This window comes from Rhizobium sp. CC-YZS058 (assembly GCF_034720595.1).
Lineage (GTDB): Bacteria > Pseudomonadota > Alphaproteobacteria > Rhizobiales > Rhizobiaceae > Ferranicluibacter.
Genome location: NZ_JAYESJ010000001.1, coordinates 2528978 through 2553257, shown reverse-complemented (window position 1 = coordinate 2553257; position 24280 = coordinate 2528978). Strand labels below are relative to the sequence as shown.

The window sequence follows — 24280 nt, the reverse complement described above, 5'->3', positions numbered from 1 at the left end:
GGCAGACAGAGTTGGTAAAGACAGAACCGTCAGACAAGGAGATCGACGCCGTGGTCCTGCAGGAGCAAGCCCGGCTGATCCGGGAAAATTCGATTCCTGCGCTGATCGGGACGCAGCTGTCGATGGGTTTCGTTGCGCTCAATACCTGGATGCACGAGCCGCGTCGCGAGGTCATGATCGCCTTCTTCCTGTTCTCCCTGCTGCAGTTCGGGCGAACGGGGTATATTCTGCTTGCCGATCGAAAGGGTCTGGTCGACCGCAGACCGGACATTTTCATTTTCTGGGGGTCGATCGGCAGCTTCTCGACAGGCTTCTGCTGGATGGTGACGCCGTTCCTTTGCTGGTCCATCGGCGGCGGCTGGGCGGGCGTTACGGCCACCATCTCCGTCGCCGGCGTTTCCGCCGGGGCGGTCCTGCTCAGCGCCTCGCGCGCCACCTACGCGCTGCTCTACGCCATGCCGGCGCTGTTCGGGTCGTTTATCCTGTTTCTCTTGCAGAATTCTTCCGACGGCTATGTGCTGGCCATCGCCACGGTCCTTTTCGGTCTGCTGATGACCGTCTGCGCCTTTCGTTCGGAAGCGCTGGTCGTCCGCAACATTCGCCTGGCCTTTGAGCGCAGCCGCCTCGTGTCCTCGCTGGAAATCGCCAACCAGCGCGCCCAGGCCGCCGTGCAGCAATTCGAGTTCCTGGCCATGCACGACCCGCTGACGGGGCTGCTCAACCGCTCGGCGATCGGCGATCAATTTCAGGCGCGGATCGGCGAAGCTGTGGTCAGCGGGACGCGCGTCGGCGTCATGGTGCTCGATCTCGACCACTTCAAGCAGATCAACGACCTGTTCGGCCATCCGGTCGGCGACCGGCTGCTTGTCGAGGCGGCGGCCCGCATCAAGTCCGTCCTGCGATCCGACGCCCTTGTCGGGCGGCTGGGGGGCGATGAGTTCGCGATCGTTTTCGACATGACGACCAGCGAGGTGGGAACGATCGCCCAGTCGCTGATCGACGTCATGTCCGCGCCCTTTCCGCTCGGGGGGCGGCCGGTCAATGTCGGGCTCAGCATCGGCGTTGCACTCTGCCCGGACCATGGGGAAACGATCGATCTTTTGATGTCGCGCGCCGATATCGCGCTCTATGCCGCCAAACATGCGGGACGCCTGCGCTGGGCCATGTTCAGCGATCGGCTGGGCGACCGGGCGCGCGACGAACAGGAGATCGAGGCCGAACTGCGGGTGGCGCTGCGCAGCGGGCAGATCCGCTACCACTACCAGCCCCAGGTGGCGGTCACCGACCGCCGGCTGATCGGTCTCGAAGCGCTGCTGCGCTGGGACCATCCGGTACGCGGCCGCATCCCGCCGAACGAGGTGATCGCCGCCGCCCAGCGCTCCAACCAGGTCGAGGCGCTGATCGGCTGCGCGCTCAAGGATGCCTGTCTCATGCTTCGCCGGCTGGATGCCGCCGGCCATGGCGATGTGCGGGTCGCGCTCAACATCAGCCCGCGCGACTTCGAGCTTTGCAATGTCGCCGCGCTTGTCGAGACGGCGCTGCTGAATCACCAGGTGTCGGCCGCGAGGCTGGAAATCGAGATCACCGAGGACGCCATTCTCGAGGGCGAGATGGGCGGGCCGCAGCTGGAGCGTCTGGAGCGGCTCGGTGTGCCGCTGGCGGTCGATGATTTCGGCGTCGGCTATTCCTCGATCGCCCGGCTGAAGGACCTCAAGATCGACCGGCTGAAGATCGACCGGCGCTTCGTCATCGACATCGAGCGCTCTCAGTCCGTGCGCATGCTGTTCGAAGCCATCGCGGCTGTCGGCCGCAGCTTGAAGATCGAGCTCTTGGCCGAAGGCATCGAGAACATCGAGCAGTTGCAGGTGATCGCCGCGCTTGGCTGCGATGTGGCGCAGGGCTTCCTGTTCGCGCCCGCTTTGTCGCCCGACGATGCCATCGCCTGGCTGACGCGCGAGCAGCCCCGCATCGCGGTTTGACCGCACCATCCATCACCATCCCGCGAAGACGTCTGACAACGTCGCAGTTTGGCTCGACAAGGCGGACGCTATTTGCCATGACGACGGCGGATAGACATGCGGCGCAGGCCGCAAAGCCGAAGGGATGGCGCATATGGTTGAGGTGGATCTGCCCGAACGCGAGAGCATGGAGTTCGACGTCGTCATCGTCGGCGCCGGCCCGGCGGGGCTCTCCGCCGCGATCCGCCTGAAACAGGTCAATCCGGATCTGTCGGTCGTCGTGCTGGAGAAGGGCGCCGAGGTCGGCGCGCATATCCTCTCCGGCGCCGTGGTCGATCCGGCCGGCATGGATGCCTTGCTGCCCGGCTGGCGCGCGGAGGCCGATCACCCGTTCAAGACGGAGGTGACGGCCGATCACTTCCTCGTTCTCGGCCCCGCCGGCTCGCTGCGCCTGCCGAACGTGCTGATGCCGCCGCTGATGGGCAATCACGGCAATTACATCGTCTCGCTCGGCAATGTCTGTCGGTGGCTCGCGACCAAAGCCGAGGCGCTCGGCGTCGAGATCTATCCAGGCTTTGCCGCGAGCGAGCTGCTCTTTGACGATGCCGGCGCAGTGATCGGCGTCGCGACCGGCGATATGGGTATCGAGAAGAGCGGAGAGCCGGGGCCGAACTTTGCGCGCGGCATGGCGCTGCTCGGCAAATATGTGCTGATCGGCGAAGGTGTGCGCGGCTCGCTCGCCAAGCAGCTGATCGCCCGCTTCGATCTCGCCAAGGACCGGGAACCGCAGAAATTCGGCATCGGCATCAAGGAACTCTGGCAGGTGAAGCCCGAGCATCATCGCCAGGGCCTCGTGCAGCACTCCTTCGGCTGGCCGCTCGATCTCGCCACCGGCGGCGGCTCCTTCCTCTACCACATGGAAGACAATCAGGTCGTCGTCGGCTTCGTCGTCCATCTGAACTACAAGAACCCCTATCTCTCGCCCTTCGAGGAATTCCAGCGTTTCAAGACGCATCCGAGCATCCGCGGGGTCTTCGAGGGCGGCAAGCGCATTTCCTATGGCGCACGCGCCATCACCGAAGGCGGCTACCAATCGGTGCCGAAACTGACCTTCCCCGGCGGCGCGCTGATTGGCTGCTCGGCCGGCTTCGTCAACGTGCCGCGCATCAAGGGCAGCCACAATGCCGTGCTCTCCGGCATGCTGGCGGCCGAGAAGATCGCTGCGGCCATCGCCGCCGGTCGTCAGAACGACGAGGTGGCCGAAATCGAAGCCGAGTGGCGCGCAGGCCCCATCGGCCGCGATCTCAAGCGGGTGCGCAACGTCAAGCCGCTCTGGTCGCGGTTCGGCACGGCGCTGGGCGTCGCCATGGGCGGCATCGATATGTGGATCAACCAGATCTTCGGCAGCTCGCCCTTCACGCTCAGGCACGGCAAGACCGATGCCGCGAGCCTGGAGCCCGCCGCCCGGCACCGGCCGATCGCCTATCCGAAGCCGGATGGCGTGCTCACCTTCGACCGTCTGTCCTCCGTGTTCCTGTCCAACACCAACCACGAGGAGGACCAGCCGGTTCACCTCAAGGTCAAGGACATGGAGCTCCAGAAGCGCTCCGAGCACGATGTCTATGCCGGTCCTTCGGCCCGCTATTGCCCGGCCGGGGTGTATGAATGGGTGGAAAAGGACGGCAACCCCGCCTTCGTCATCAACGCGCAGAACTGCGTCCACTGCAAGACCTGCGACATCAAGGACCCGAACGGCAACATCATCTGGGTCCCGCCGCAGGGCGGGGAAGGGCCGGTCTATCCGAATATGTGAGACGGCGAGCCTGTCGGCACGCTATTGCAGCGTCGCCTCATAGGCGACGTTCAGTCGTGTCGCGACAGCGTGGAGCCGTTTGTCCCGCGTCCAGAGCCGGTGCCCGATGCTGACCGCAACGGAAAGCACCAGATGAGCATCGACATAGCCGATCCCTGAACCTGACAGAGCCAAGGATCGGATCGCGCGAAGCACATCCGCGTCCTGCATCATCACAATGGATGGAAGGCTTGCCAGGTCTAGAAGCCCCTGACTTGTAACCGATGCTGTGCCCAAGGCGAGTTCACCCAGAACGAACGGGTGAACGGTTACCTGCCGCGCTGTGAGCAGAGCGCTTAACATCGCATCGCTTGAGCGGATATGGTCGATCCAGATCGACGTGTCGACGAGGATCATCGCTGCCTTAGACCGGATCGAAACGGCGCCGGGGTGGAGCGACGGCGTTCGGCGCTGTTCCGCCAAGCGCGATCAGGCGGCGCGCTGCTTCAAGCTGCACGAGCGCCTCCAGTCCGGCCCTGATCAAATCCGGAGTCTCGCTGAGGCCCGTCGCTTCGCGCGCATCGGCAAGCAGTGTGTCATCAATGGTGACCGTCGTTCGCATCTCGATCTCCTTCAACACAACTTAGCACGCTCCGGATCGTCCATCAACAATCACTGATACGCCGGTTTTACCATCCATTAACCATAAACGCTTCACCTTGGCCTCCACAGAATCACCATTGCGAGGCCATCATCATGTCCATGTCACGCCGCGGCCTTCTCTTGGGGATGTCTGCCCTTCTGGCTGGGTGCGCGCAGACCGGGCCGAACTATCGGCAGCTGTACGCCGCCCGGCCGGACGAGACTTTTCCCCTGCCGGCCATGCCGCTGGAGCGGATCAAGCCGGAGTTGCGCCGCCAGGAGGTGGCGTTCGAAACAGCCTATGCGCCGGGGACGATCGTTGTCGATACGCCGATGCGCCGGCTCTACTATGTGCTCGGCGACGGCCGCGCCATGCGCTACGGCATCGGCGTCGGGCGGGAAGGCTATGCGCTTTCCGGCAGCGCCACTATAGGCCGCAAGGCGGAATGGCCGAGCTGGACGCCGACGCCCAACATGATCCGCCGCGATCCCGACCGCAATCTGCGTTACGCCGGCGGCCTGCCGGGCGGCCTCAACAATCCGCTCGGTGCCCGCGCCATCTATCTCTACCGCGATGGGCGCGACACGATGTTCCGCATCCACGGGACGAACCAGCCGCAATCGATCGGGCTTGCCATGTCGAGCGGCTGCGTGCGCATGCTCAACCATGATGTGATCGACCTCTATGATCGGGTGACGCCCGGCAGCCGCGTGGTCGTGCTCCAGGCCTGATCGACGGCGGAAAGAAGTGGGCCGGTGCATGGCACCCGCCCACCGATCGTGCTCAAACGCGCACGAGCCCGGAGTCTGAGGTCGCGACCGGCCGGCGTTCCGGCGCCGATTTCCAGGCGACGACCATGAGCGCGCCGATCACCGTCAGGTGCTCCACCGCCACATAGAACTCGACGCTGCGCATCGGCTCGTCCATGGTCCAGAAATTGTGGGCGATCGGGATGGTCAGCGCGGTGAAGACGCCGAGCATGCCGGCGCCGAGCCAGGTCCAGCGATTGGCGATGATCAAAGCCGAACCCACCAACTGCGTCAGCGCGACCGCGAGCGCGATGGGGGCCGCCGGCGACAGGCCGAAATGCGCCATCTCCGCCATGGCGGTGTCGAAATCAATGAGTTTCGCCAGGCCACTTGCCCAGAACATGAAGGTCAGCGCGATGCGCGCGGCAAGGCCGAACCAGCGGGAGGTGATAAGGGTGGTGATGGACATGCGAGGTTCTCTTTTCTAGCCTGATGATCGTCTGCGCCGCAGCCCGGATCTGCCGGCGCGGCTGGAGAGGCGGCGCCCTCTCCATGGCGCCCGTCTCGTTTCATCCTTATGTCAAAATCCGCCCTGTCCTGCGTTCCGCCGGGAACAGGGCCGATAGACATCGACGAACCCATCTGCGGCCGCACGCGGCAGGATGGCGCGAAGCACGGCAATCATGAAGAGCTGAAATGTCATGGCCGGCTCGTCTTGAAGAGGCTGGGGCTGCGCCGCATATACGCACCCGGCGGGCCAGACCCGCAATCCGCAGAGCCGAGAGCCGCCCTTCATGAAGCTGAAAGCCATTTTCAACCGCGACGGCGGCACCTTCCGGACGACCGACATGGAGGACTATACCGCCAAGGTCACCCAGGTCTTCCATGATGCGGGCCACGAAATCGAGGTGGCGGTGGTCGCCGGCAAGGAGATGGAGGGCGTGCTGGAGAAGACGGCACGGCGCGACGATCTCGACGCCATGATCGCCGGCGGCGGCGACGGCACGATCTCGGGCGCGGCGGCCGTTGCCTGGAAATCGGGCATTCCGCTCGGCATCGTGCCGGCCGGCACGATGAATCTCTTTGCCCGCTCTCTTAAGCTTCCTCTTGATATTGTTGCGGTTCTGGACGTCCTGGCCCAGGGCCATGTCATCGACGCCGATATCGGCAGCGCCAATGGCCGCGCCTTTGTCCACCAGTTCTCCATGGGCCTGCATGCGCGCATGGTGCGCTACCGGGAGTCCTACAGCTTCGCCTCGCGGCTCGGCAAGATTTCGGCCAGCACGCGGGCGGCGATCGGCGTCATCTTCAACCCGCCGCGCTTCAAGATAGATTTCGAGATCGACGGGGTGCGCGAACGGCGCAAGGTGTCGGCGCTCTCCGTGTCCAACAACCACTTCGGCGCCAACTCGCTGATGTATGCCGACAGCGTCAATGGCGGGCATCTGGGCTTCTACACGGCGCCGCCGCTCAAGCCCGCCGGCGTCGCCCGCCTGACCTTCGACATTCTGCGGGGCAAGTTCCGCGAGAGCGCCTTGATCACCGAGATGAGCGTGACGAATGTCACGCTGCATTTCCCGGATGCCAACCACAAGATAAACTGCGTCATGGATGGCGAGCTTCTGCCGCTGCGTGGCGATGTCGATTTGCGCGTGCATGCGGGCGAGCTGAAGCTGCTCGCCGGGCAGCAGGACATGCAGCCCTCGCCCTGAAACCTGCCGGGCGAGGGCGCGGCCGTTTGTCGGTGCTCAGGCTGCCAGCGCCTCGACGTCCGCCGGAAGCAGGGCGCCGGTAATCGGCGTGCCGCGCGTTCTCTGGAATTCCATGACTGCAGCACGCGTCGACGGCCCGAAAATGCCGTCGGCATCGAGATCCAGGCCGAGGACAAGATTGAGCCGCTGCTGCAGCGTCCGCACCGCCTCGCTGCGGTCGCCGAGCTCAAAAATTTCCTGCGTCACCTGCGGTCGAGCGTCCCCGAAGCGGCCCTCGCCATGCCACTGTCGGATGAGCTGATCAGAGGCTTCGAAATGCATCGAATCCTCGGTGGGGAAGGCGGCGCCCCAGAAGAAGGAATGGGCGTTGAAATATTTGGCGATCGCCTGAAGGCCGATCTGGGCGCGCCCGTCGCCGCGCTTGTCCAGCACGCCTTCGACCGTCAGGTCGATCGCCGTTCCCCAGGCGTGGTTGCTGATCGCCGTCGCGCTGCCGCGCACCCTCCGGCAGCAGAGCATGCCGGCCGTCCCGAGCACGGCATAGATCTCCGGCTCATGCTGGCGGATATCGACAAGAATCTGCTCGAGCGTCTCGACGGCGGGCCTGAGGCCGGCTACCTTGAACGGACCGACATCGCGCTGAATTACAAGATCCAGCACCCTCTTGTTCGTCGGCCAGCGGCACTGGTCGTCATAGGTGCCGCGCGGATTGCCAATCAACGACAGCATCGTCTTGTTCCGCGCGCCGATCAGCGCACCATTCAGGGAGGCTCGGTCAGGGCCGAGCGCGGTGGTGGATGAGTATTTGGGCATTGCTGATCCTCTCCAGGCAGCGTCATGCTGCACTGGAAGAATATCATGATGCCTAATGGAGTGAGGTTTAGATCAGGATAGCCTTATACGTTCCGGAGTTTCGCGTCGCTGGCCGCTATTGAAACGCCGTTTCGAAGAAGCTGCGGAGTTTGCGGGAATGGAGTTTTTCGGGCGGCATGGCGGCCAGTTTTTCGAGCGCCCGGATGCCGATCTGCAAATGCTGGCTGACCTGGGTCTTGTAAAAGGCGGTGGCCATGCCCGGCAGCTTCAGCTCGCCATGCAGCGGCTTGTCGGAGACGCAGAGCAGCGTGCCGTAGGGCACGCGAAAGCGGAAGCCGTTGGCGGCGATGGTGGCCGATTCCATGTCGAGCGCGATGGCGCGCGACTGCGACAGGCGCTTGACCGGGCCGCGCTGGTCGCGCAGCTCCCAGTTGCGGTTGTCGATCGTCGCCACGGTACCGGTGCGCATGATGCGCTTCAGGTCATAGCCTTCGAAACCGGTGGTTTCGGCCACCGCGCCTTCCAGCGCCAGCTGCACTTCCGCAAGCGCCGGGATCGGCACCCAGACCGGCAGGTCGTCGTCGAGCACATGGTCTTCGCGCACATAGGCATGGGCGAGCACGTAATCGCCGAGCCGCTGGCTGTTGCGCAGACCGGCGCAATGGCCGAGCATCAGCCAGGCATGCGGGCGCAGCACGGCGATATGGTCGGTGATCGTCTTGGCATTGGAGGGGCCGACGCCGATATTGACGACCGTGATGCCGCCATGGCCCTTTTTCTTGATGTGGTAGGCCGGCATCTGCGGCAGGCGGGCAAGCGCCAGGTCGCTGTCCGGCTGGTCCGACCCGGCCTTGGTGGTGATATTGCCGGGCTCGACGAACTCCGTATAGCCATTGCCGCCCTCGGCCATCTGCTTGCGGGCCCAGAGGCAGAATTCGTCGATATAGAACTGGTAGTTGGAAAACAGCACGAAGTTCTGGAAATGCCGGGCGCTGGTGGCCGTGTAATGGCTGAGGCGGGCCAGCGAATAGTCGATGCGCTGGGCGGTGAAGGGCGCGAGCGGGAAGGGCTCGCCGGGACCGGGCTCATAGGCGCCGTTGGCGATCTCGTCGTCCGTGGTGGAAAGATCGGGCGTGTCGAAGAGATCGCGCAGCGGCAGCTCGATCGCCTCGGCCATCGAGGCCTCGACATGCGCCCCTTCCTCGAAGGCAAAGTGCAGCGGGATCGGCACGCTCGATTCCGACACGGTGATGCCGACGCCATGGTTGCGCACCAGAAGCCCCAGCTGTTCCTTCAAATAGTGCCGGAAGAGCCGCGGCCGGGTGATCGTCGTCGTATAGACGCCCGGCGCCGTCACGTGGCCATAGGAGAGACGCGAATCGATGTGGCCGAAGCTCCCCGTCTCGATCGAAACCTGCGGATAGCAGGCGCGGGTGCGCGTCAGAGGCCGGTCTTTCGCCAGCGCCGTGAAGGCCTCGACGAGAAAGCCGGTGTTGCGCTCATACAGCGCCGACAGCGCATCCACCGCCGCCACCGGATCGGTGAAGGTCTGCGGCGTAAAGGGCTCCGGCGAGGCGACGGGAAGGGCGGCGGGCGAGGGGATTCGTGTGTCCATGGCGCATTATAGGTCGGCGCGCTTGACAAGCAAACGACAAGTCACGCGCGGCTTTCGCATAATCCTATCGCGACGGCAGAAGAATCACGAGCGCGCCGAAAGGGCCGGGGCAGCACCGGCGATGTCATGGCGGTCCGGCGGCAGGCCATCGATGCGGCCGCTTCGCCAAGGGCCGGTCCGAAATACCCCCTCTGGCCTGCCGGCCATCTTCCCCACAAGGGGGGAGAGACCGTGGGGCGGCCGCTCTGGTCACGGAGGAGAGACCGTGGGGCGAGCGCGCGGGACACGGAGGAGTCGCCGTGGGGCAGCCGCTCAGGTCATCGGGAGATGGATGTTTTGGTGACGTGGGGGCGGGGATGGCTTTTTTCCGCGCAACCGAAGAGAGGAAGCGTCGGGCCAGCCTCCTGGTCTCTCCCACCTTGTGGGAGAGATGGGCGGCAGCCCAGAGGGGGTTCGTTGCGGGTGGCAGGCCGGCGAGGACTGGCTTTCAACGGACGGTCCGGGCCGGCCCTGTTTCGTTTGAGATGCGCGGCCGGGCTTAGAGCTTGGTTCGGCAGAATTGGGCGGTGTGGACCGTGCAGTCGGCCAGGGTGGTCGTATAGTTGTGCTGGCGCCGGCGCTCGGTGTCCGCGCTGACGGCAGCGGCGAGGCTCATGGCGAAGACGACCATGAGGAGGCTGATGATGGTGAGGCGGCGAGCGAGAATGTCCATGTCCCTGGGTCCGTTCGAGAATGTCTTGCGCTCTTGATCGAGCGTTGGACTTCTTTTCGCACAGGCTAACTGAACTCTTGCTGAGCCCCCGGTTCATCTGGCGTTCAGGTGGAATGGTGCATTGCACGCGTTCGTCTCGGGTGTCGTTGAAGGCCTTGCGGCGCCTTTCCTTCACGGCGCTCCTTCCTACCTTTCCCACGCATGCAGAAGGAGACGACGATGGCTGCCCCGATCGACCTTTATTACTGGCCGACCCCGAACGGCTGGAAGATCACGATCATGCTGGAGGAGCTCGGTGCTCCCTACACGGTCCACTATGTGAACATCAGCCGGGGCGATCAGTTCGAGCCCGATTTCCTGAAAATCGCGCCGAACAACCGCATGCCGGCCATTGTCGATCCGGACGGCCCGGATGGGGCACCGATCTCGGTGTTCGAATCCGGGGCGATCCTGCAATATCTTGGCCGCAAGTTCCAAGCCTTCTATCCGACCGAGGAGCGGGCGCGGGTGGAGGTGGACCAGTGGCTGTTCTGGCAGATGGGCGGGCTGGGGCCGATGGCCGGCCAGGCCAACCATTTCCGCAATTACGCGCCGGAAAAGATCCCCTATGGCATCGATCGCTATACGAACGAGGTCAACCGCCTCTACGGCGTGATGAACCGGCGGCTGGCCGATCGGGAGTTTCTCGCCGGCGCCTATTCGATCGCCGACATGGCCTGCGTCGGCTGGGTGCGCCAGCATGAAGGCAACGGCCAGGATCTCGCCGATTTCCCGAACCTGAAGCGCTGGTTCGAAACGCTGTCCGCACGGCCGGCCGTGATCCGCGGTTTCGAGGTCGGCCGTGAGGAACGCGAGCGGCAGAAACATCTGTCGGAAGACAAGGACGCCCAAGCCATCCTCTTCGGCCAGCGGGCGCGCTAGCGCCACCGACGGAAGAAGCGGCGCGCTGGCGAAGGCAGCTGCCTCGCCCGGCGCGCCCGGTCACCGCCGCAGGGCAGCCTGCGGGCGGCCGCTCAGGCGCGCCGCCGGGGTGCCGCCTTGCCGGCCGGACCGCGCGCCGCCGGGCTGCCCATCGCCTTTGCCGTGGCATGCAGCGCCTGTGCGGGGGAGCCCGCAGCCTGCTTAAAGGTGAACTGGGAGATCAGGCTGCGCAGCATCTGCGCCTCGTCAGCCAGCGCCTTGGCGGCCGCGGTGGATTGCTCCACCATGCTGGCATTCTGCTGGGTCGTCCTGTCCATCTGGCTGACGGCGGAATTGACCTCTGCGAGGCCCGAGGATTGCTCCCTGGCGGAGGTGGCGACCGCCTCCATATGACCATTGATCTCGGCAATGAAGCCGCCGATCTCCGTCAGCGCCGCGCCGGTGGCGCGCACCAGCTTGACGCCGGAATCGACCTCCGAGGCGGAGTTCTTGATCAGCGTCTTGATCTCCTTGGCGGCCGTGGCCGAGCGGCTGGCAAGCTCGCGCACCTCCATGGCGACCACGGCAAAGCCCTTGCCCGCCTCGCCGGCGCGGGCGGCTTCCACACCGGCGTTCAGCGCCAAAAGGTTGGTCTGGAAGGCGATCTCGTCGATGACGGAGATGATGTTGGAAATTTCCTGCGAGGACTGCTCGATGCGCCGCATGGCGTCCTCGGCATCTGCGACGACCTTGGTCGATTGCGTGGCCGACTGGTTGGCGCGCACGGCAAGGCTGCGGGCGTCCTCGGTTCGCCTGGTCGCGTCGGTGACGATGGCGGTGATCCGCTCCAGCGCGGCGGCGGTCTCCTGCAGGGAATCCGCCTGATGCTCCGTCCGCCCGGACAGTTCGTTGGCACCGGACGCCATTTCATGGCTGCCGCTTTCGACGGCGTGAACCACGGTCGAGATTTCCGCCAGCGTTCCGCCGAGCTGGTGCAGGGAGCGGTTGAAGTCGAGGCGCAGTTTCTCGAAATCCGGGGCGAAGGCCTGATCGATCTGGAAGCCGAGATCGCCGTTCGACAGGCGTTCCAGCGCCAGGGCCAGGCCGGAGGTCGCGTTGCGCAAGCGTTCCGCCGAGCTCTCTTCCGCCTGGTGCTGTGCTGCGAGCAGATCGGCCTGGGCCTGGGCACGGGCCGCTTCGGCTTCCTGTTCGAGCTGCCGTTTGGCAATCGCTGCCTGTCGGAACACCTCGACGGCGGCAGCGATCTCGCCGATCTCGTCGCGGCGACCGGCAAAGGGAATCTCGCTGCCCGTATCGCCGGCGGCGAGCGCGCGCGTGGCCTTGGTGATCGTCTTCAGCGGCCAGATCACCCGGCGCCCGATGATGACGAAGATGACGACGCTGACCAGCGAGGAGACGATGAGGAGGGCAAACATCGTCATCATCCGCGACCAGGCCTGTTTGGCCTCGTCCTGCGCCAATTCCCGCGCGGTTTCGATGAAGACGGTGGCGGTCTGCGCCAGCGTCTGCAGCGCGTTCAGCGTCACGCCGTCCCAGTGCGGCCGGTCGAAGTCGAGCGGCTCGTTGTTGATCAGCTTGCGGAGCGATGTCACCTGCAGGGTCCGGAAGGACTCGTCGAAATAGCCGGACTTGGCCGCGGCCATGGCGGCAGCGGCCGCCTCGTTCGGCGCGAGCATCTTCAGCCGATCCTCGATGACGGACCAGAGCGTGTCGATCTTGCCGAAGGCGGCGGCCTGGTCCAGGGGCGCCTCGGGCTTGATCTCGCCGCGCACGATGATGTTGTTGGTGATCGGCGAGAGCGCCATGCCGGAGGCAAGACGCGCCTTCCAGGCCATTTCATGCAGATCGAGATAGCTGTTGATGACCGGATCGAAATCGCGGGCATAGGCACGAACGATGCCGCCGGATTCGATGATCTTCTTCTGCATCTCGTCGGCCAGGGCGACGAAGTCCTTGTAGAGGGTGGCGGGGCGTAGATCCTTGGCTCTCTTCGCGGCCTCGTCCGCCTGCTGCTGGAGGCTGCGCAGCTGGTCGAAGCCTTCGCTAAGCGCCTGGACGAGCGGAGCCTGATCGGGCAGAGCGAGCTGATGCAGCGGTTCCAGCGCCCGCGTCATGCCATCGAGTTCTGCTTCACGGGCGGGCTGCAGCCGCGGATTGGGGGTGACGGTGGGCTCGGCCTTCTCCAGCGCCGCACGCGTCAACGATGCTTCGACGCGCATATTGACCAGGGCCGTGAACAGGCTCGCCGCCGCCTCGGTCGCCAGCTCGATATGGCTGGCCCGATCGTACTTCGAATGGGCCTGGTAGGCACTCTGCGAGGTCAGCGACAGGCTGACAAGGCCCAGAACCGCCACGCCGGTTTTCAAGATCGCGTTCATCGAAAGCATGTTTGGTCCTCCTGATTGCGGAAGCAACTATGCACGCGATGAGTTTCTGTTTGATTAAATTAGGAGATATCAAGGAAGTCCGTTCTCACGCGCTTACGCAGTCTCAATGTCACCGGGTTATGGGTATGGTCCCGCCTCCATGCGCGTCCAGCTTTGCGGGCGGCAGAGCACCTTCAGGACGCAGCCCTTCAGCTTCAGCGTCGCCCCTGCGAGGGTCGCAGAGCCGCTACAGGTCTTCTCATTGGCGGGATCGGTCATCTCGCCGGTATAGTCCGGCGCCGAGCCGGAGAGCTGGCCGATCTGTCTGCCGGCATGCTTGCCGGTCTTCAGCGTGATGCAGACGGCGCTGCCGCACCGGTCGATCGCCGCCGTTTCGCCGCTCGCCGTTTTCCAAAGCCCGAGAAGAGGGTCGGCCGCCGAGGCCGACAGGCCAGGAGCTGCGGCGAGCGCGGCGGCTGCGATCAGCCGAAGACAAAGACGAACACGCATGACGATCCTCAAGCTATCTCCCTTGCCGGGTCACGAATCACGCGAACGTAAGCGGCATGTCGAGATCGCCGGGATCCCGGGCGTCGCTTGCTCTGCTCCTGGCCAGAGGCATCCGACGGCATGGTTAGGGAAGCGTTGAACCTGCGCACTGAAGGAAAGGTAAAGATCGGCCGGCATGCCCGCTGCGGCAGGCGCTTCGATGTTTAACAAAAACCCAAGTTTACCAAGCGTTTGAACTTTGTTCGGTGCAAATTAATCATGCATTTTAAGCGCCCGTTGAAGGCCGGCGGGTAGAGTAAGCCTATCAAAACGAGCGAGGCGCCAAGAGCTTCGCCACACCGCCGGACGGCCGAAAGCGCCACGCAAAGAGGGCCAGGCCAGCCGGCGAAAACAGGGACTGAAAACGGCAAGACCAACCAGATCAAACAGGGACAAGAACCATGGCACGCTTCGATTTCCACACCCCATCCGAGGTCAATTTCGGCGGCGAGAACCGCGCCGAGGCGTTCTGCGAAATGGGTCTCATGTATGCAACCGGCCGCGGCTGCGCGGTGGATCTCGTGGCGGCGCACAAATGGCTGAATATCGCGGCCATCAAGGGCTCGGACCGGGCCGCCGCGCTGCGGGCCGACCTGTCGACCACCATGTCGAAGAGCGAGCTGGCGGAAGCCCTGCGGGCTGCCCGGGAGTGGATGACCATTCACTGACCGCGCCGTCCGCAGCAGACTGCGGCCGAAGCTCCGCGCTGCGGCCCGGACGGAGCCGGCTCCTCACGGACTGGAAACCGCACCCCCTTGCAAGTCCGGGCACTGCTGCGAACTCCCGCGGCGGTGCCGGTCGCCCGGCCGGTGCATGAGCGGCCTCTGTCACCGCAATGCAACATGCGCGATGGATCGAAACGCGCGCTCGTGCGTTGGAACGTGCTGAACGCATTCTGGCCTTCTTCAGATGGCCTCCCTTCACGGGTGAACGTTGCGTATCTCGTTCTGACAGGAGACTTTTATGAAACTGACCCTCGCCAGCACCGTCTGCGCCGCCGCTCTTGGCTTCACTGCCCTGCCGAGCCTGGCCGCCGATCCCGTCGAGGCGGCCCCAGTCTATCGCGACGGCGGCGCCCGCAATGGTGTGAAGATCGGCTATCTCGATTGCCGTATCGCCGGCGGCGCCGGCTATATCCTCGGCTCCGCCAAGGAAGTCGATTGCGACTTCAAGTCCTCGATCGATGGAGAGCCGGTCGACAGCTATAGCGGCGCCGTGCGCAAGCTCGGCATCGACCTCGGCTTCACCACCCAGGCTCGCATGGTCTGGCTCGTCATGGCGCCGACCGCCGGCTACCACCACGGCTCGCTCGCCGGCCTGTATCAGGGCGCGACGGCGGAAGCCACGCTCGGCCTCGGCGTCGGCGCCAATGTGCTGACCGGCGGCACCTCCGGCTCGATCAACCTCCAGCTGGTCAGCCTCCAGGGCCAGGTCGGCCTGAACGTGGCGGCGACCGGCACCTCGATGACGCTGACCTCGGTCAACTAGAGCATTTCCAGCCGAAGCGTGATCGCTTCGGCGTCGGACAATGCGGCCAAAACAAAGACATAGAGCATTTCAGGTGATCCCGTGATCGCTGGAAATGCTCTCAGAGACAGCCTGAACGATCTCGAAGGGCGTCGGCTTCGGCCGGCGCCTTTTTCGTGCCCGGATGGAACGCCTCAGCCAAGCGCGGCGAGAACGGCGGGCAGCGCTTCCGCCAGCCGGTCCATTTCGGCCTGCGGTCCGGTGGAGATGCGGATGCAGCGGTTGAGCGGCGCCACACCGGGCATGCGGATGAAAACGCCGTGGTCTTCCATCAGCCGATCGACGATCGCGCGGGCATAGGCCGCGTCGCGTCCCGTATCCACGGCCACGAAGTTGGTGGCAGACGGCAGGGGCGCAAGGCCGGCGGACCCGGCGATCTCGCCGATCCGCGCGCGGGACGCGGCGATGCGGGCGATGACGGCTTCGAGATAGGCCTGATCCGCCAGCGCCGCCAAAGCGCCGGCCGTGCCGATGCGGTTCATGCCGAAATGGTTGCGGATCTTGTCGAAGGCGCGGGCGTTTTCGGGCGTGGTGATCACCGCGCCGACCCGCGCTCCTGCCAGCCCATAGGCCTTGGAGAAGGTGCGGGTGCGCATGACGTTCGGCCGATCGAGAAGCGCCGCGATGGGCGGGATGGTGCCGGCGGGCGCGGTTTCGCCATAGGCCTCGTCCAATACGAGCAGCGTCGTCTCCGGCAGCGCCTCGGCAAAGTCCACGACGCGCTCGGCCGGCCACCAGCTGCCCATCGGATTGTCGGGATTGGCGAGATAGACCAGCGGCGCCGCCTCGCGCCGGACGGCGTCGAGCAGGCCGTCGAGATCCTCGCGGTCGTCGCGATAGGGCACGGTGACCAGGCGGCCGCCATGGCCGGCGACATGGAAGCTGAAGGTCGGATAGCCGCCGAGCGAGGTGACGACGGGCTGGCCCGGCTCGACGATCAGCCGCACGATCTGGCCAAGCAGGCCATCAATGCCTTCGCCGATAGCGAGGTGGTCGGGCGAAACGCCGAGATGAGCCCCGAGCGCCTGCTTCAGCGCCCAGTTCTCCGGATCATTATACATCCAGACCGTCTCGGCCGCGGCACGCATGGCCTGGAGAACGGCGGGCGAGGGGCCAAAGCCGCTCTCATTGGCGCCGATGCGCGCGGTCAGGCTGCGGCCCTTCTGCCGCTCGATCGCTTCCGGCCCGACAAAGGGCACGGTGGCCGGCAGCGACTGGGTGAGGGGGGGGGAAGCGGGCAAAGCCGGTCATGTCTGCAAATCCGGATCAAGGCAAAGGGGCGCCAGCTATAGCACGCGCACTCCCTCACGCCACCGGCCTTGCACGCGCCGCCTGCCGCTGTCTCAGCCGGCAGAGACCAGGCGGGCTGCCAGCAGGCCGCAGACAGCGGAAATGCCGGTCAGCACCGTGCCCCAGCTCATGTCCACGAAGCTCATGGCCATCGGCCAGCCCTTCAAGGTCGAGAGGTTGGTCATGTCATAGGTGCCATAGGCGGCAAGGCCGAGGACGGCGCCATAGAAGAGCGCGGTCGTGAGCGACCCGGCTTTCAGCCCCGGCAGGACGGCAAGAATGACGACGGCGGCGGCAAAGAACAGGTAGAAGACGGCAGCGAAGACGAAGTTCGGCTGCGGCAGCATCAGATCGCCGAGCTGATCGCGGTAGAAATTGCGCGCCACGATGCCGAGCCAGACGGCATCCAGTGCCAGGAACGAAGCCAGCGTGCCGGCATAGGCCACGAGAAAGGTTTTCATCGATCGTCTCCCACTTTCTCCCGCTACGCGCCAGCAAAGTCACTGGATCAGGCGGTGGGAAAGAAGGCGCAGGTGTCTCGATCTAGCGCGAGGGCAGGCCGCCGGTCGCAAATTCGGCGCGGATGATGCGGCTCACATAATCGGACGGCAGCGGCATGTTGAAGCGCGCCCCGAGCTCGGTGCCCACCCGGTGAACCCGCGTGGCGCCATGCTCGCCCTCGAAGCCGACGATCTCGATGAAGAAGTGCGGCGGCAGCGGAATGGCGGCATTGAAATCGATCATCACCCCGCCGACGGAGATATGGCGAATCAGCCCCTGATACTTGGTCTTCGGCTTCAGCCGATCGGCGACGACGAGGATGCGACAGGGCCGTTCCACATAGAAATGCTTGTAGGTGGTGGCCAGCGCCCCCGGCCTCGGCTCCGCTCTGTGCATGATCATCGACATCGGCACGCTCCATTACTGCGCACATGGACCCTGCCAATCTGCCGATCGAGACTTGCGTGAATCTTTCAGCGGCGGGAGTTTCCTCCGATAAGGTTAAGTGATGACTTATCAAGGGCGCGACCAACGCGGATCGGTCGGGCGATCGGTTGGACAACCGCGCCGGTCACGGCGAAGTGACGCGAACGGATCGTCCCGAAGGATGACGACTGCCCCGAGCGCTCCATATGTCCAGCTATGCCCGTCGCCTGGCGCGGGCCGACCGTTCCACTCCCGGGGCCTTTCCCATGAAGCCTGCACTTCTCTCCCTTGCCGCCCTCGCCGTTCTCGCCGGCTGCACCGCCACATCCAATGCCGGGCCCGAGCCCATACCCGGCAGCATCACCTATGGCGGCCAGCCGAAAAGTCGGCTGACCAAGGCGCCGATCGGCAGCACCTTCACCAATCAACTGACCGACGAATATGGCCACCGCGCCGAAGAGGTCTATCGCATCGAGCCCGACCGTTCGCTGAAACTCCTTCGCCGCAGCCGGATCGACGACGAGGATTGAGCCGGCCGCGCCTCTTTGCAGGCCTCGTCCGCAAAAAAGCCTTGCAAAGGCGGGCGGACGACACTAGTCAAGCGCGTGACGGAGAGGTGGCCGAGTGGTCGAAGGCGCTCCCCTGCTAAGGGAGTATACCGGAAACGGTATCGAGGGTTCGAATCCCTTCTTCTCCGCCATTTTTGGGTTTGCTATGGCCCTTATGGTACATGATTGCAGCCATTTCTATGCACCGTTCCTTCCGCTCGCGGGCGCTGCGTCGGGCCTGAACGAGGCGATGCGGCGTTGACATCATCGATCCTCTGTTCCGCGTTCTCGCCGCGAACGATCGCTTGCTCAGCCCTTTCCCAAGGTGGTTATCCGTCTGGCGATGAGCCGGGCGACCACGATCATCAAGTTCAGGATCGCCAGACCCAGCACCGTCGAGAGCATGGTTCCGATGCCCGCCGACACGATCAGCCGGCCGGCCACGAGCGGGAAGCCGCTGCCCCATCAAGAGCAACAGGCGACGGATAGGGACCTTCTTGACGACTTCCATCCGGTTCCTCCGCCGGGCGGTCCCATCGAAAAATCGCTGTCCCGCCGAGTGAGCCTGCACGAAGAGCTTGCTTGGACAGAGGGTCATGAATAAAAGTAAATTATAAAATAGAGAACATCGATAAAGCGGCAGGATCGGTTCGGTGGGACCGTATGGTGCCAACGGGACAAGGGTTGGCCGTCATTACAACAGAGGCGCGGGCAGCGCGTTTGTGGGTCGAGACGGTGCGAAGCGGACGGTTTTTCCCTTTCGCGTTGACCCGCGCATGTGAGGTGAGGTGCGCATGCGGCTGACCAACAGGACGTTTGAAGAAATCGAGCCAGGCGAGTGCTGCGAGCTTCGGCGGCTCATCACCAGCGATGATCTCATCATCTTTGCGGCCTCCTCCGGCAATACCAACCCCCAGCATCTGACGGACAGCACGCCCGATGCCGAAGGCAGGAGCGAGCGCAGTGCGCCGGGCATGTTCGTCGCCTCCCTGATCTCGGCCATCCTCGGGACCAAGCTGCCGGGACCGGGCACGCTCTATCGCAGCCAGAGCCTCGACTTCCATGCGCGGGCCTTCGCGGGAGATGAGGTGATCGCCACTGTCCGGGTGCTGGAAAAGCGGGAGGATGGCGATATCCGCCTGGAAACCACCATTCGCCGCGCCGGTGACGATGCGCCGATCGTCACCGGCGAGGCGATCGTGGCAGCCCCGACCGAGAAGTTCGATCGGGATGGGATCGATGTGCCGGGGCTGATCGTCCAGCGGCATCGCCATTTCGAGGCGCTTCTGGAGCGCGCGCGGGCGCGCCCCGCGCTGCGCACCGCCGTGGTCTGGCCGGCCGAGCCCAATGCGCTGCAGGGTGCCGTGCTTGCGGCGCGGGAAGGGCTCATCACGCCGACTCTGATCGGCTCCCGGGATTTGATCACGTCTGCGGCCAAGGGGATCGACGTCGATCCCTCTGCCTTCGAGATCGTCGAGGCCGGCAGCGAGTCGGCCGCCGCCGCACGGGCCTGCGAGCTTGTTCATGAGGGCCGGGCGGGCGCGGTCATGAAGGGCCACCTGCATACGGACGATCTGTTGAAGCCGATGCTCGACAAGCAGCGCGGCCTGCGAATCGGCCGGCGCTTCACCCATGTCTTCGTCATGGACGTTCCCGGCCGGGACGAACCGCTGATGGTGACGGACGCTGCCATCAACATCGCGCCGGATCTCGCCACCAAGGTCGATATCTGCCAGAACGCCATCGACCTCGCCCTTTCCTTGCGCCTGGAACCGAGGGTCGGGGTTCTCTCCGCCGTCGAAACGGTCAATCCGGCCATTCAGTCTTCCATCGATGCCGCCCTCCTGTCGAAAATGGCCGAGCGTGGCCAGATTCGCGGCGGACAGGTGGAGGGGCCGCTCGCCATGGACAATGCCGTGGATCTTGCGGCGGCGCGCGGCAAGGGGTTGAAGGGCGGCGTTGCCGGACGGGCCAATATTCTCGTGGCGCCGGGGCTCGATGCCGCCAATATGCTTGCCAAGCAGCTTGCCTATATCAGCCATGCCGAGGCCGCCGGGCTGATGCTCGGTGCGCGTGTGCCGGTCATTCTCACCAGCCGCTCGGACAGTGCGATGTCGCGCCTGGCCTCCTGCGCCGTGGCGGCGCTGCACCAGGCGGCGGAGCGGCCCAAGGCATGACGGCGGCGGTTCTGACGCTCAATGCCGGTTCGTCCTCCTTAAAGGTTTCGCTCTACCCGGCCGAGGGCGAGACGCCGCTTGCCACAGCCCTTGCCGACAGGATCGGGCCGGAGGGAAGGCTTATTCTGAAAGACGCATCCGGGCAGGCGCTGGCCCTTGGCGCAGACCCTGCCGCTGGCGTGACGCAGGAACAGGGGGCTGTGCAGGGCCTCGCCGCCAGCCATGCGGCGGCGATGGAGGCGATCATGGCCGCGCTGTTGCGGCGCTGGCCGGATCTACAGCTGCAGGCGATCGGGCACCGGGTGGTGCATGGCGGGGCGAAACGGCGCGGGCCGGCCCGGGTGGACGGCGACTTGCTGGCCGAGCTCGAGGCGCTTTCCCCCTTCGCGCCGCTGCATCAGCCGCACAATCTGGCCGGCATTCGCGCGGCCCTTGCGGCCTTTCCGGGCGTGCCGCAGGTCGCCTGTTTCGATACGGCCTTTCACCGCGACCAGCCCTTCATCAACCAGACCTTCGCCCTGCCGCGGCGCTTTTTCGCCGAGGGCCTGCGGCGCTACGGCTTTCATGGGCTGAGCTACGAGTGGGTGGCCGGCCTCTTGGCGGAGGAAGTGCCGGCAGTGGCGGCCGGGCGCGTCGTCGTGGCGCATCTCGGCAATGGCGCCTCGCTCTGTGCCCTGCAGGGCGGCCGGTCCATCGCCTCCACCATGGGATTTTCGCCGCTGGACGGCTTGGCGATGGGCACGCGCTGCGGACAGATCGATCCGGGGGTTCTGCTTTATCTTCTGCAGCAGAAGGGCTTGAGCGCCGAGGCGGTGTCCGATCTCCTTTATCGGGAGTCCGGTCTGCTCGGTCTTTCCGGTCTGTCCAACGACATGCGGCAGCTGGAGGCGGCGGGGAGTGCGGAGGCGGCAGAGGCGATCGCCTATTTCGTCGCACGCTGCCAGAGGGAGATCGCCGCCATGGCGGCGGCACTCGGCGGGCTCGATGCCTTGGTGTTTTGCGGCGGCATTGGCGAGAACGCGTGGCGGGTTCGCGCCCTGATCTGCGAGGGGCTCGGCTGGATGGGCGTCGCGCTCGACCCGGAGCGCAATGCGGCGGGCGAGAGGGTGATCTCGTGCAGGGGGGCAACCCGCATCGTTCTGGTTATCCCCACCAACGAGGAACAAGTGATTGCCCGGGCGGCCCGCAGTCTACGGGACCGGAGCGTCGACCCGGCTGTGGCTGCCGAAGCGTGAGCGAGGGTTTTGCCGGTCTTGCACAGCTCTCTGCGGAACCTTCCCTCAGGGAAACGTGTTCTTCGGCCAGAGAAACAGGGAGACTGATCATGATGAACCAGGGCGACGTTTCGCCGGCCGTACAATCGATCCGGCGCGAGAAGGAACGGCAGGCGGCCAATGGAGGCGCCGGCGACCTCGAAGATGCGCTGAAAGACACGTTCCCGGCCTCCGACCCGATCGCCGCCACCGGCACGACGGGCCCGACGCGGCACACGGCAGACCGGCCCGGTTCGCGCTGGTCGGGCGAATCGCGCGGTCGTGCGCGTCCGCGCAGCGCGGCCGATGCCGGCGCGACGGTGGATGCCTATGTGACCGATCTCGCCCGCAGCGTGCGCGAGCGGCCCCTTGCCGCCGCAGCAATCGTCGCGGCCGCTGCCTGGCTGTTCGGCCGGACCCGCTGAGGTCGGACGTAGTCCGGGGCTCGCACCCGGTTTTTGATAGGCTGGTGAACACCGGAACCCTTTCGCGCCGACGCGCGGAAGGGTTTTTGCTTATCGGCGAAACCGGCGGAGGAGGCCGCAGGCCTGGAGCGGCCAGAGAACGAGGAGCGGCTGCAGCGCCAGCCGGGGGAGGTGGTACCAGAGCCCCAGCCCGCCGGTCGGGGAGGCAAGGTCGTTCAGCATGTGCTGGATATTGGCGGGATAGACGGCCACGGCATAGAGCGCCAGGCCGATGGCCGCGAGGGCGCGAAGCTTTTTCGAAGGGACCAGCAGAAGGACGGCGGCGAGAAGCTCGAACAGCCCGGTGAGGAGCACGATCGCGCGGGCAAAGGGCACGGCGGCCGGGACGATCGTCACCAGTGCATCTGCGAAGACGAAGTGGCCGAGCCCGGCCAAGGCGTAGAAGCCCGCGAGAAGAAAGCGCGACAGCGGATGCGTCTCGCGGGTGCGGACGGCGGGAGCGGCGGGAAGGGGCATGGTGGCAATCCTGAAGGCAAGGGCCGTGGACCGGACGCCATGGCGGCAACGCTTTCTACGCTGGCGGACCGGGATGGTTCACCGCTCGGCCGGGATCAGGCTGGAACCATTCGGCACGCGCCCTGTTCGGAGCGCTCGACCCTTCGATCCAACACCACGCGAGGAGACGCCGCATGGCCACTGATGTGAGAACGATTTTCGTAACCGGTCTGAAGAATGCCCACGCCATGGAAAACCAGGCGCTGTCGATCATGAAGCCGCAGGTCGCGCGCATCGAAAACTATCCGGAGGTTGCCGCCAAGCTGGAGCAGCACATCCGCGAAACCGAAGGGCAGATCACCCGGATCGAGACCGTGCTCGACAGCCTTTCGGAAGATCATTCGACGCTGAAGGACATGGCGCTGTCGCTGACCGGCTCCATGGCCGCGCTTGGTCACACGGTGGCGGGCGACGAAATTTTGAAGAACTCCTTCGCCAATTACGCCTTCGAGAATTTCGAGATCGCCGCCTATCGCTCGCTGATCACCGTGGCGGAACTGGGCGGGTTCCCCGCCGCCGTAGCGCCGCTGACCGCCAATCTCGACGAAGAGCGCGCCATGGCCGCCTGGCTGAACGACAATCTGCGCATGGTGACCATGCGTTTCGCGGCGCTGAAGGAAGCGGGCGCGACCGCCAAGATCTGACGCGCCACGGCCTGCCACCCTCCCAAGCCGAGCGGAGGCTTGCGACAGGCTCGCAGGCGCCGGTCGACCGAACGGCAGGCCTTCCGGGGGACCCTGTTTCCGGGATCCTGTCTCTCGGCCGAGAGCCGGTGCCTCAACGGCGCCGGCTTTTCGCGTTCGGTCCGGCCAAGGGGCCGGAGCGTTCCAGCACCGGCACGCAGAGAGCGAGATCGGCGGAGGCGAGGTGGGCATAGCGCATGGTCATCTGCAGGGTCTGGTGGCCGAGCCACATCTGCACGCGGCGAATATCGATGCCGCCGCGCACCAGCCGCGACGCGCAGGTATGGCGCAGCACATGCGGCACCAGATCCTTGTCCTCGAAAAAGCCGGCCTCTTCCTTCGCCTGTTTCCAGACTGCGCGAAATTGCTGCGGATCGATGCCCGCAAAGGGCCCGAGTCCGCGCCCGCGCGCCGCGCCGATCGCCTCCAGCGCCCGGCGGGTGAGCGGCACGGAGCGGCTGCGCCCGGATTTGGTGATCCAGAAGGTGGCAAGCGCGCCCTGGACATCGTTCCAACGCAGGCCCAGCGCCTCGCCCAGCCGCGCGCCGGTATCCACCAGGAAGATGCAAAGCCTGCGGTAAAGCTCTGAGCGCGCGCCGATTGCCGAAAACAGCCGATCCTCTTCCTCGATTTCGAGAAAGCGGATGCGGCCGGCCCGCTCCTTTTGGCGGGAGAAATCCGGCAGGCTCGGAATGTCGCCCATCTTCTGCGCCTTGCGCAAAAGCTTGCTCAGCGCCGAGATCTTGCGGTTGATCGTGGCATTGCTGTTGCCCTTGAGCCGGAGTGCGGAAATCAGCCGGTCGAGATCCTCCTGGCCGAAGCGGGAGAACTCCTTTCTCGGCATCATGGCATAGAGATCATGGAGGAAGGCGACGACATTGTCGCGATGGCGGCCCGCCTCCCACAGCGTCTCGCCATAGCGATCGAGCAGGGTGAGGAGCGTATGGGTGCGCGGCGCATCCTGACCCCCGGCATGCAGCCGATAGGTGAGGCCGGGCAAGGCACCGAATGTCGAAGGGGCCGACAGGGTCTCGCTGAACGTCATCCGTATGTCTCCATCATGCT

At 65.2% G+C, this 24280-nt stretch carries 26 protein-coding genes, 1 tRNA gene and 1 pseudogene; 13 read left to right on the top strand and 15 right to left on the bottom strand.

Annotated features, from left to right (window positions below):
- Window positions 1–50 precede the first annotated feature (50 nt).
- Window positions 51–1979, top strand: a complete 1929-nt coding sequence (locus U8330_RS12310; protein ID WP_323105567.1) for a putative bifunctional diguanylate cyclase/phosphodiesterase — start codon at window positions 51–53, stop codon at window positions 1977–1979.
- Window positions 1980–2112: 133 nt separating this feature from the next.
- Complete coding sequence (locus U8330_RS12305; protein ID WP_323105566.1) at window positions 2113–3771, top strand: electron transfer flavoprotein-ubiquinone oxidoreductase; 1659 nt, start codon at window positions 2113–2115, stop codon at window positions 3769–3771.
- 21 nt (window positions 3772–3792) lie between these two features.
- On the opposite strand, the gene U8330_RS12300 is transcribed toward U8330_RS12305, so the two are convergent.
- Complete coding sequence (locus tag U8330_RS12300; protein ID WP_323105565.1) at window positions 3793–4167, bottom strand: type II toxin-antitoxin system VapC family toxin; 375 nt, start codon at window positions 4165–4167, stop codon at window positions 3793–3795.
- 7 nt (window positions 4168–4174) lie between these two features.
- Complete coding sequence (locus tag U8330_RS12295) at window positions 4175–4372, bottom strand: type II toxin-antitoxin system VapB family antitoxin (RefSeq protein WP_323105564.1); 198 nt, start codon at window positions 4370–4372, stop codon at window positions 4175–4177.
- A gap of 134 nt (window positions 4373–4506) precedes the next feature.
- Here U8330_RS12295 and U8330_RS12290 point away from each other — a divergent pair, with 134 nt between their 5' ends.
- A complete protein-coding gene (locus U8330_RS12290; protein WP_323105563.1) occupies window positions 4507–5124 on the top strand; it encodes a L,D-transpeptidase in 618 nt (205 codons plus the stop codon).
- A gap of 52 nt (window positions 5125–5176) precedes the next feature.
- On the opposite strand, the gene U8330_RS12285 is transcribed toward U8330_RS12290, so the two are convergent.
- Complete coding sequence (locus U8330_RS12285; RefSeq protein WP_323105562.1) at window positions 5177–5611, bottom strand: DoxX family protein; 435 nt, start codon at window positions 5609–5611, stop codon at window positions 5177–5179.
- 111 nt (window positions 5612–5722) lie between these two features.
- Complete coding sequence (locus tag U8330_RS12280) at window positions 5723–5845, bottom strand: hypothetical protein (protein WP_323105561.1); 123 nt, start codon at window positions 5843–5845, stop codon at window positions 5723–5725.
- Window positions 5846–5936: 91 nt separating this feature from the next.
- Between U8330_RS12280 and U8330_RS12275 the strand changes: the two genes are divergently transcribed.
- Window positions 5937–6854: a diacylglycerol kinase family protein gene (locus U8330_RS12275; protein ID WP_323105560.1), complete on the top strand. Its 918-nt coding sequence runs from the start codon at window positions 5937–5939 to the stop codon at window positions 6852–6854.
- Between the two features lie 36 nt (window positions 6855–6890).
- Here the strand turns inward: U8330_RS12275 and U8330_RS12270 are convergent, their stop codons facing one another.
- The 3 genes from U8330_RS12270 to U8330_RS12260 form a co-directional block, all read right to left on the bottom strand.
- Window positions 6891–7667 carry a M15 family metallopeptidase gene (locus U8330_RS12270; protein WP_323105559.1) on the bottom strand — a complete coding sequence of 259 codons (777 nt, stop codon included), beginning with the start codon at window positions 7665–7667 and terminating at the stop codon, window positions 6891–6893.
- A gap of 115 nt (window positions 7668–7782) precedes the next feature.
- Entirely contained in the window at window positions 7783–9282 is a 1500-nt protein-coding gene (locus U8330_RS12265; RefSeq protein WP_323105558.1) for an AMP nucleosidase, read from the bottom strand.
- A gap of 538 nt (window positions 9283–9820) precedes the next feature.
- Window positions 9821–9994 (bottom strand): hypothetical protein, encoded by a 174-nt coding sequence (locus U8330_RS12260; RefSeq protein WP_323105557.1) that lies wholly within the window; start codon window positions 9992–9994, stop codon window positions 9821–9823.
- Window positions 9995–10213: 219 nt separating this feature from the next.
- Here U8330_RS12260 and U8330_RS12255 point away from each other — a divergent pair, with 219 nt between their 5' ends.
- Window positions 10214–10915 (top strand): glutathione S-transferase N-terminal domain-containing protein, encoded by a 702-nt coding sequence (locus tag U8330_RS12255; RefSeq protein ID WP_323105556.1) that lies wholly within the window; start codon window positions 10214–10216, stop codon window positions 10913–10915.
- A 92-nt stretch (window positions 10916–11007) separates the two neighbouring features.
- Here U8330_RS12255 and U8330_RS12250 read toward each other — a convergent pair whose 3' ends face one another.
- Window positions 11008–13302: a HAMP domain-containing methyl-accepting chemotaxis protein gene (locus U8330_RS12250; RefSeq protein ID WP_323105555.1), complete on the bottom strand. Its 2295-nt coding sequence runs from the start codon at window positions 13300–13302 to the stop codon at window positions 11008–11010.
- A 117-nt stretch (window positions 13303–13419) separates the two neighbouring features.
- Window positions 13420–13791: a DUF2147 domain-containing protein gene (locus U8330_RS12245; RefSeq protein WP_323105554.1), complete on the bottom strand. Its 372-nt coding sequence runs from the start codon at window positions 13789–13791 to the stop codon at window positions 13420–13422.
- Window positions 13792–14231: 440 nt separating this feature from the next.
- On the opposite strand from U8330_RS12245, the gene U8330_RS12240 reads away from it, so the two are divergent.
- Window positions 14232–14498: a sel1 repeat family protein gene (locus tag U8330_RS12240; RefSeq protein WP_323105553.1), complete on the top strand. Its 267-nt coding sequence runs from the start codon at window positions 14232–14234 to the stop codon at window positions 14496–14498.
- A 295-nt stretch (window positions 14499–14793) separates the two neighbouring features.
- Window positions 14794–15318 carry a DUF992 domain-containing protein gene (locus U8330_RS12235; protein ID WP_323105552.1) on the top strand — a complete coding sequence of 175 codons (525 nt, stop codon included), beginning with the start codon at window positions 14794–14796 and terminating at the stop codon, window positions 15316–15318.
- A 173-nt stretch (window positions 15319–15491) separates the two neighbouring features.
- Here U8330_RS12235 and U8330_RS12230 read toward each other — a convergent pair.
- The 3 genes and pseudogenes from U8330_RS12230 to U8330_RS12220 form a co-directional block, all read right to left on the bottom strand.
- Window positions 15492–16608: pseudogene (locus tag U8330_RS12230) on the bottom strand (pyridoxal phosphate-dependent aminotransferase).
- 92 nt (window positions 16609–16700) lie between these two features.
- Complete coding sequence (locus U8330_RS12225) at window positions 16701–17108, bottom strand: DUF2177 family protein (protein ID WP_323105550.1); 408 nt, start codon at window positions 17106–17108, stop codon at window positions 16701–16703.
- Window positions 17109–17190: 82 nt separating this feature from the next.
- Window positions 17191–17556 carry a hypothetical protein gene (locus U8330_RS12220; RefSeq protein ID WP_323105549.1) on the bottom strand — a complete coding sequence of 122 codons (366 nt, stop codon included), beginning with the start codon at window positions 17554–17556 and terminating at the stop codon, window positions 17191–17193.
- 284 nt (window positions 17557–17840) lie between these two features.
- Here U8330_RS12220 and U8330_RS12215 point away from each other — a divergent pair, with 284 nt between their 5' ends.
- Complete coding sequence (locus tag U8330_RS12215; protein WP_323105548.1) at window positions 17841–18104, top strand: hypothetical protein; 264 nt, start codon at window positions 17841–17843, stop codon at window positions 18102–18104.
- Between the two features lie 80 nt (window positions 18105–18184).
- Window positions 18185–18274, top strand: a tRNA-Ser gene (locus U8330_RS12210).
- A 157-nt stretch (window positions 18275–18431) separates the two neighbouring features.
- Here U8330_RS12210 and U8330_RS12205 read toward each other — a convergent pair.
- Window positions 18432–18566: a hypothetical protein gene (locus U8330_RS12205; RefSeq protein ID WP_416236850.1), complete on the bottom strand. Its 135-nt coding sequence runs from the start codon at window positions 18564–18566 to the stop codon at window positions 18432–18434.
- A gap of 350 nt (window positions 18567–18916) precedes the next feature.
- Between U8330_RS12205 and U8330_RS12200 the strand changes: the two genes are divergently transcribed.
- From U8330_RS12200 to U8330_RS12190, 3 genes are all read left to right on the top strand, one after another.
- Window positions 18917–20299, top strand: a complete 1383-nt coding sequence (locus U8330_RS12200) for a bifunctional enoyl-CoA hydratase/phosphate acetyltransferase (RefSeq protein ID WP_323105547.1) — start codon at window positions 18917–18919, stop codon at window positions 20297–20299.
- Window positions 20296–21534: an acetate/propionate family kinase gene (locus U8330_RS12195; RefSeq protein ID WP_323105546.1), complete on the top strand. Its 1239-nt coding sequence runs from the start codon at window positions 20296–20298 to the stop codon at window positions 21532–21534. The genes U8330_RS12200 and U8330_RS12195 overlap by 4 nt, the downstream gene beginning before the upstream one ends.
- 89 nt (window positions 21535–21623) lie before the next feature.
- A complete protein-coding gene (locus U8330_RS12190; RefSeq protein ID WP_323105545.1) occupies window positions 21624–21977 on the top strand; it encodes a hypothetical protein in 354 nt (117 codons plus the stop codon).
- 90 nt (window positions 21978–22067) lie between these two features.
- On the opposite strand, the gene U8330_RS12185 is transcribed toward U8330_RS12190, so the two are convergent.
- Window positions 22068–22493, bottom strand: a complete 426-nt coding sequence (locus U8330_RS12185; RefSeq protein WP_323105544.1) for a hypothetical protein — start codon at window positions 22491–22493, stop codon at window positions 22068–22070.
- Between the two features lie 173 nt (window positions 22494–22666).
- Here U8330_RS12185 and U8330_RS12180 point away from each other — a divergent pair, with 173 nt between their 5' ends.
- Entirely contained in the window at window positions 22667–23176 is a 510-nt protein-coding gene (locus U8330_RS12180; protein ID WP_323105543.1) for a ferritin-like domain-containing protein, read from the top strand.
- Window positions 23177–23309: 133 nt separating this feature from the next.
- Here U8330_RS12180 and U8330_RS12175 read toward each other — a convergent pair whose 3' ends face one another.
- Window positions 23310–24260: a site-specific integrase gene (locus U8330_RS12175; RefSeq protein ID WP_323105542.1), complete on the bottom strand. Its 951-nt coding sequence runs from the start codon at window positions 24258–24260 to the stop codon at window positions 23310–23312.
- Window positions 24261–24280 lie beyond the last annotated feature (20 nt).

What these genes read in the sequence shown, in the direction of transcription:
- U8330_RS12305 (WP_323105566.1), top strand. Translation starts at nt 2,113, where the DNA reads ATGGTTGAGGTGGATCTGCCCGAACGCGAGAGCATGGAGTTCGACGTC.
- U8330_RS12300 (WP_323105565.1), bottom strand. Translation starts at nt 4,167, where the DNA reads ATGATCCTCGTCGACACGTCGATCTGGATCGACCATATCCGCTCAAGC.
- U8330_RS12295 (WP_323105564.1), bottom strand. Translation starts at nt 4,372, where the DNA reads ATGCGAACGACGGTCACCATTGATGACACACTGCTTGCCGATGCGCGC.
- U8330_RS12290 (WP_323105563.1), top strand. Translation starts at nt 4,507, where the DNA reads ATGTCCATGTCACGCCGCGGCCTTCTCTTGGGGATGTCTGCCCTTCTG.
- U8330_RS12285 (WP_323105562.1), bottom strand. Translation starts at nt 5,611, where the DNA reads ATGTCCATCACCACCCTTATCACCTCCCGCTGGTTCGGCCTTGCCGCG.
- U8330_RS12280 (WP_323105561.1), bottom strand. Translation starts at nt 5,845, where the DNA reads ATGACATTTCAGCTCTTCATGATTGCCGTGCTTCGCGCCATCCTGCCG.
- U8330_RS12275 (WP_323105560.1), top strand. Translation starts at nt 5,937, where the DNA reads ATGAAGCTGAAAGCCATTTTCAACCGCGACGGCGGCACCTTCCGGACG.
- U8330_RS12270 (WP_323105559.1), bottom strand. Translation starts at nt 7,667, where the DNA reads ATGCCCAAATACTCATCCACCACCGCGCTCGGCCCTGACCGAGCCTCC.
- U8330_RS12265 (WP_323105558.1), bottom strand. Translation starts at nt 9,282, where the DNA reads ATGGACACACGAATCCCCTCGCCCGCCGCCCTTCCCGTCGCCTCGCCG.
- U8330_RS12260 (WP_323105557.1), bottom strand. Translation starts at nt 9,994, where the DNA reads ATGGACATTCTCGCTCGCCGCCTCACCATCATCAGCCTCCTCATGGTC.
- U8330_RS12255 (WP_323105556.1), top strand. Translation starts at nt 10,214, where the DNA reads ATGGCTGCCCCGATCGACCTTTATTACTGGCCGACCCCGAACGGCTGG.
- U8330_RS12250 (WP_323105555.1), bottom strand. Translation starts at nt 13,302, where the DNA reads ATGCTTTCGATGAACGCGATCTTGAAAACCGGCGTGGCGGTTCTGGGC.
- U8330_RS12245 (WP_323105554.1), bottom strand. Translation starts at nt 13,791, where the DNA reads ATGCGTGTTCGTCTTTGTCTTCGGCTGATCGCAGCCGCCGCGCTCGCC.
- U8330_RS12240 (WP_323105553.1), top strand. Translation starts at nt 14,232, where the DNA reads ATGGCACGCTTCGATTTCCACACCCCATCCGAGGTCAATTTCGGCGGC.
- U8330_RS12235 (WP_323105552.1), top strand. Translation starts at nt 14,794, where the DNA reads ATGAAACTGACCCTCGCCAGCACCGTCTGCGCCGCCGCTCTTGGCTTC.
- U8330_RS12225 (WP_323105550.1), bottom strand. Translation starts at nt 17,108, where the DNA reads ATGAAAACCTTTCTCGTGGCCTATGCCGGCACGCTGGCTTCGTTCCTG.
- U8330_RS12220 (WP_323105549.1), bottom strand. Translation starts at nt 17,556, where the DNA reads ATGTCGATGATCATGCACAGAGCGGAGCCGAGGCCGGGGGCGCTGGCC.
- U8330_RS12215 (WP_323105548.1), top strand. Translation starts at nt 17,841, where the DNA reads ATGAAGCCTGCACTTCTCTCCCTTGCCGCCCTCGCCGTTCTCGCCGGC.
- U8330_RS12200 (WP_323105547.1), top strand. Translation starts at nt 18,917, where the DNA reads ATGCGGCTGACCAACAGGACGTTTGAAGAAATCGAGCCAGGCGAGTGC.
- U8330_RS12195 (WP_323105546.1), top strand. Translation starts at nt 20,296, where the DNA reads ATGACGGCGGCGGTTCTGACGCTCAATGCCGGTTCGTCCTCCTTAAAG.
- U8330_RS12190 (WP_323105545.1), top strand. Translation starts at nt 21,624, where the DNA reads ATGATGAACCAGGGCGACGTTTCGCCGGCCGTACAATCGATCCGGCGC.
- U8330_RS12185 (WP_323105544.1), bottom strand. Translation starts at nt 22,493, where the DNA reads ATGCCCCTTCCCGCCGCTCCCGCCGTCCGCACCCGCGAGACGCATCCG.
- U8330_RS12180 (WP_323105543.1), top strand. Translation starts at nt 22,667, where the DNA reads ATGGCCACTGATGTGAGAACGATTTTCGTAACCGGTCTGAAGAATGCC.
- U8330_RS12175 (WP_323105542.1), bottom strand. Translation starts at nt 24,260, where the DNA reads ATGACGTTCAGCGAGACCCTGTCGGCCCCTTCGACATTCGGTGCCTTG.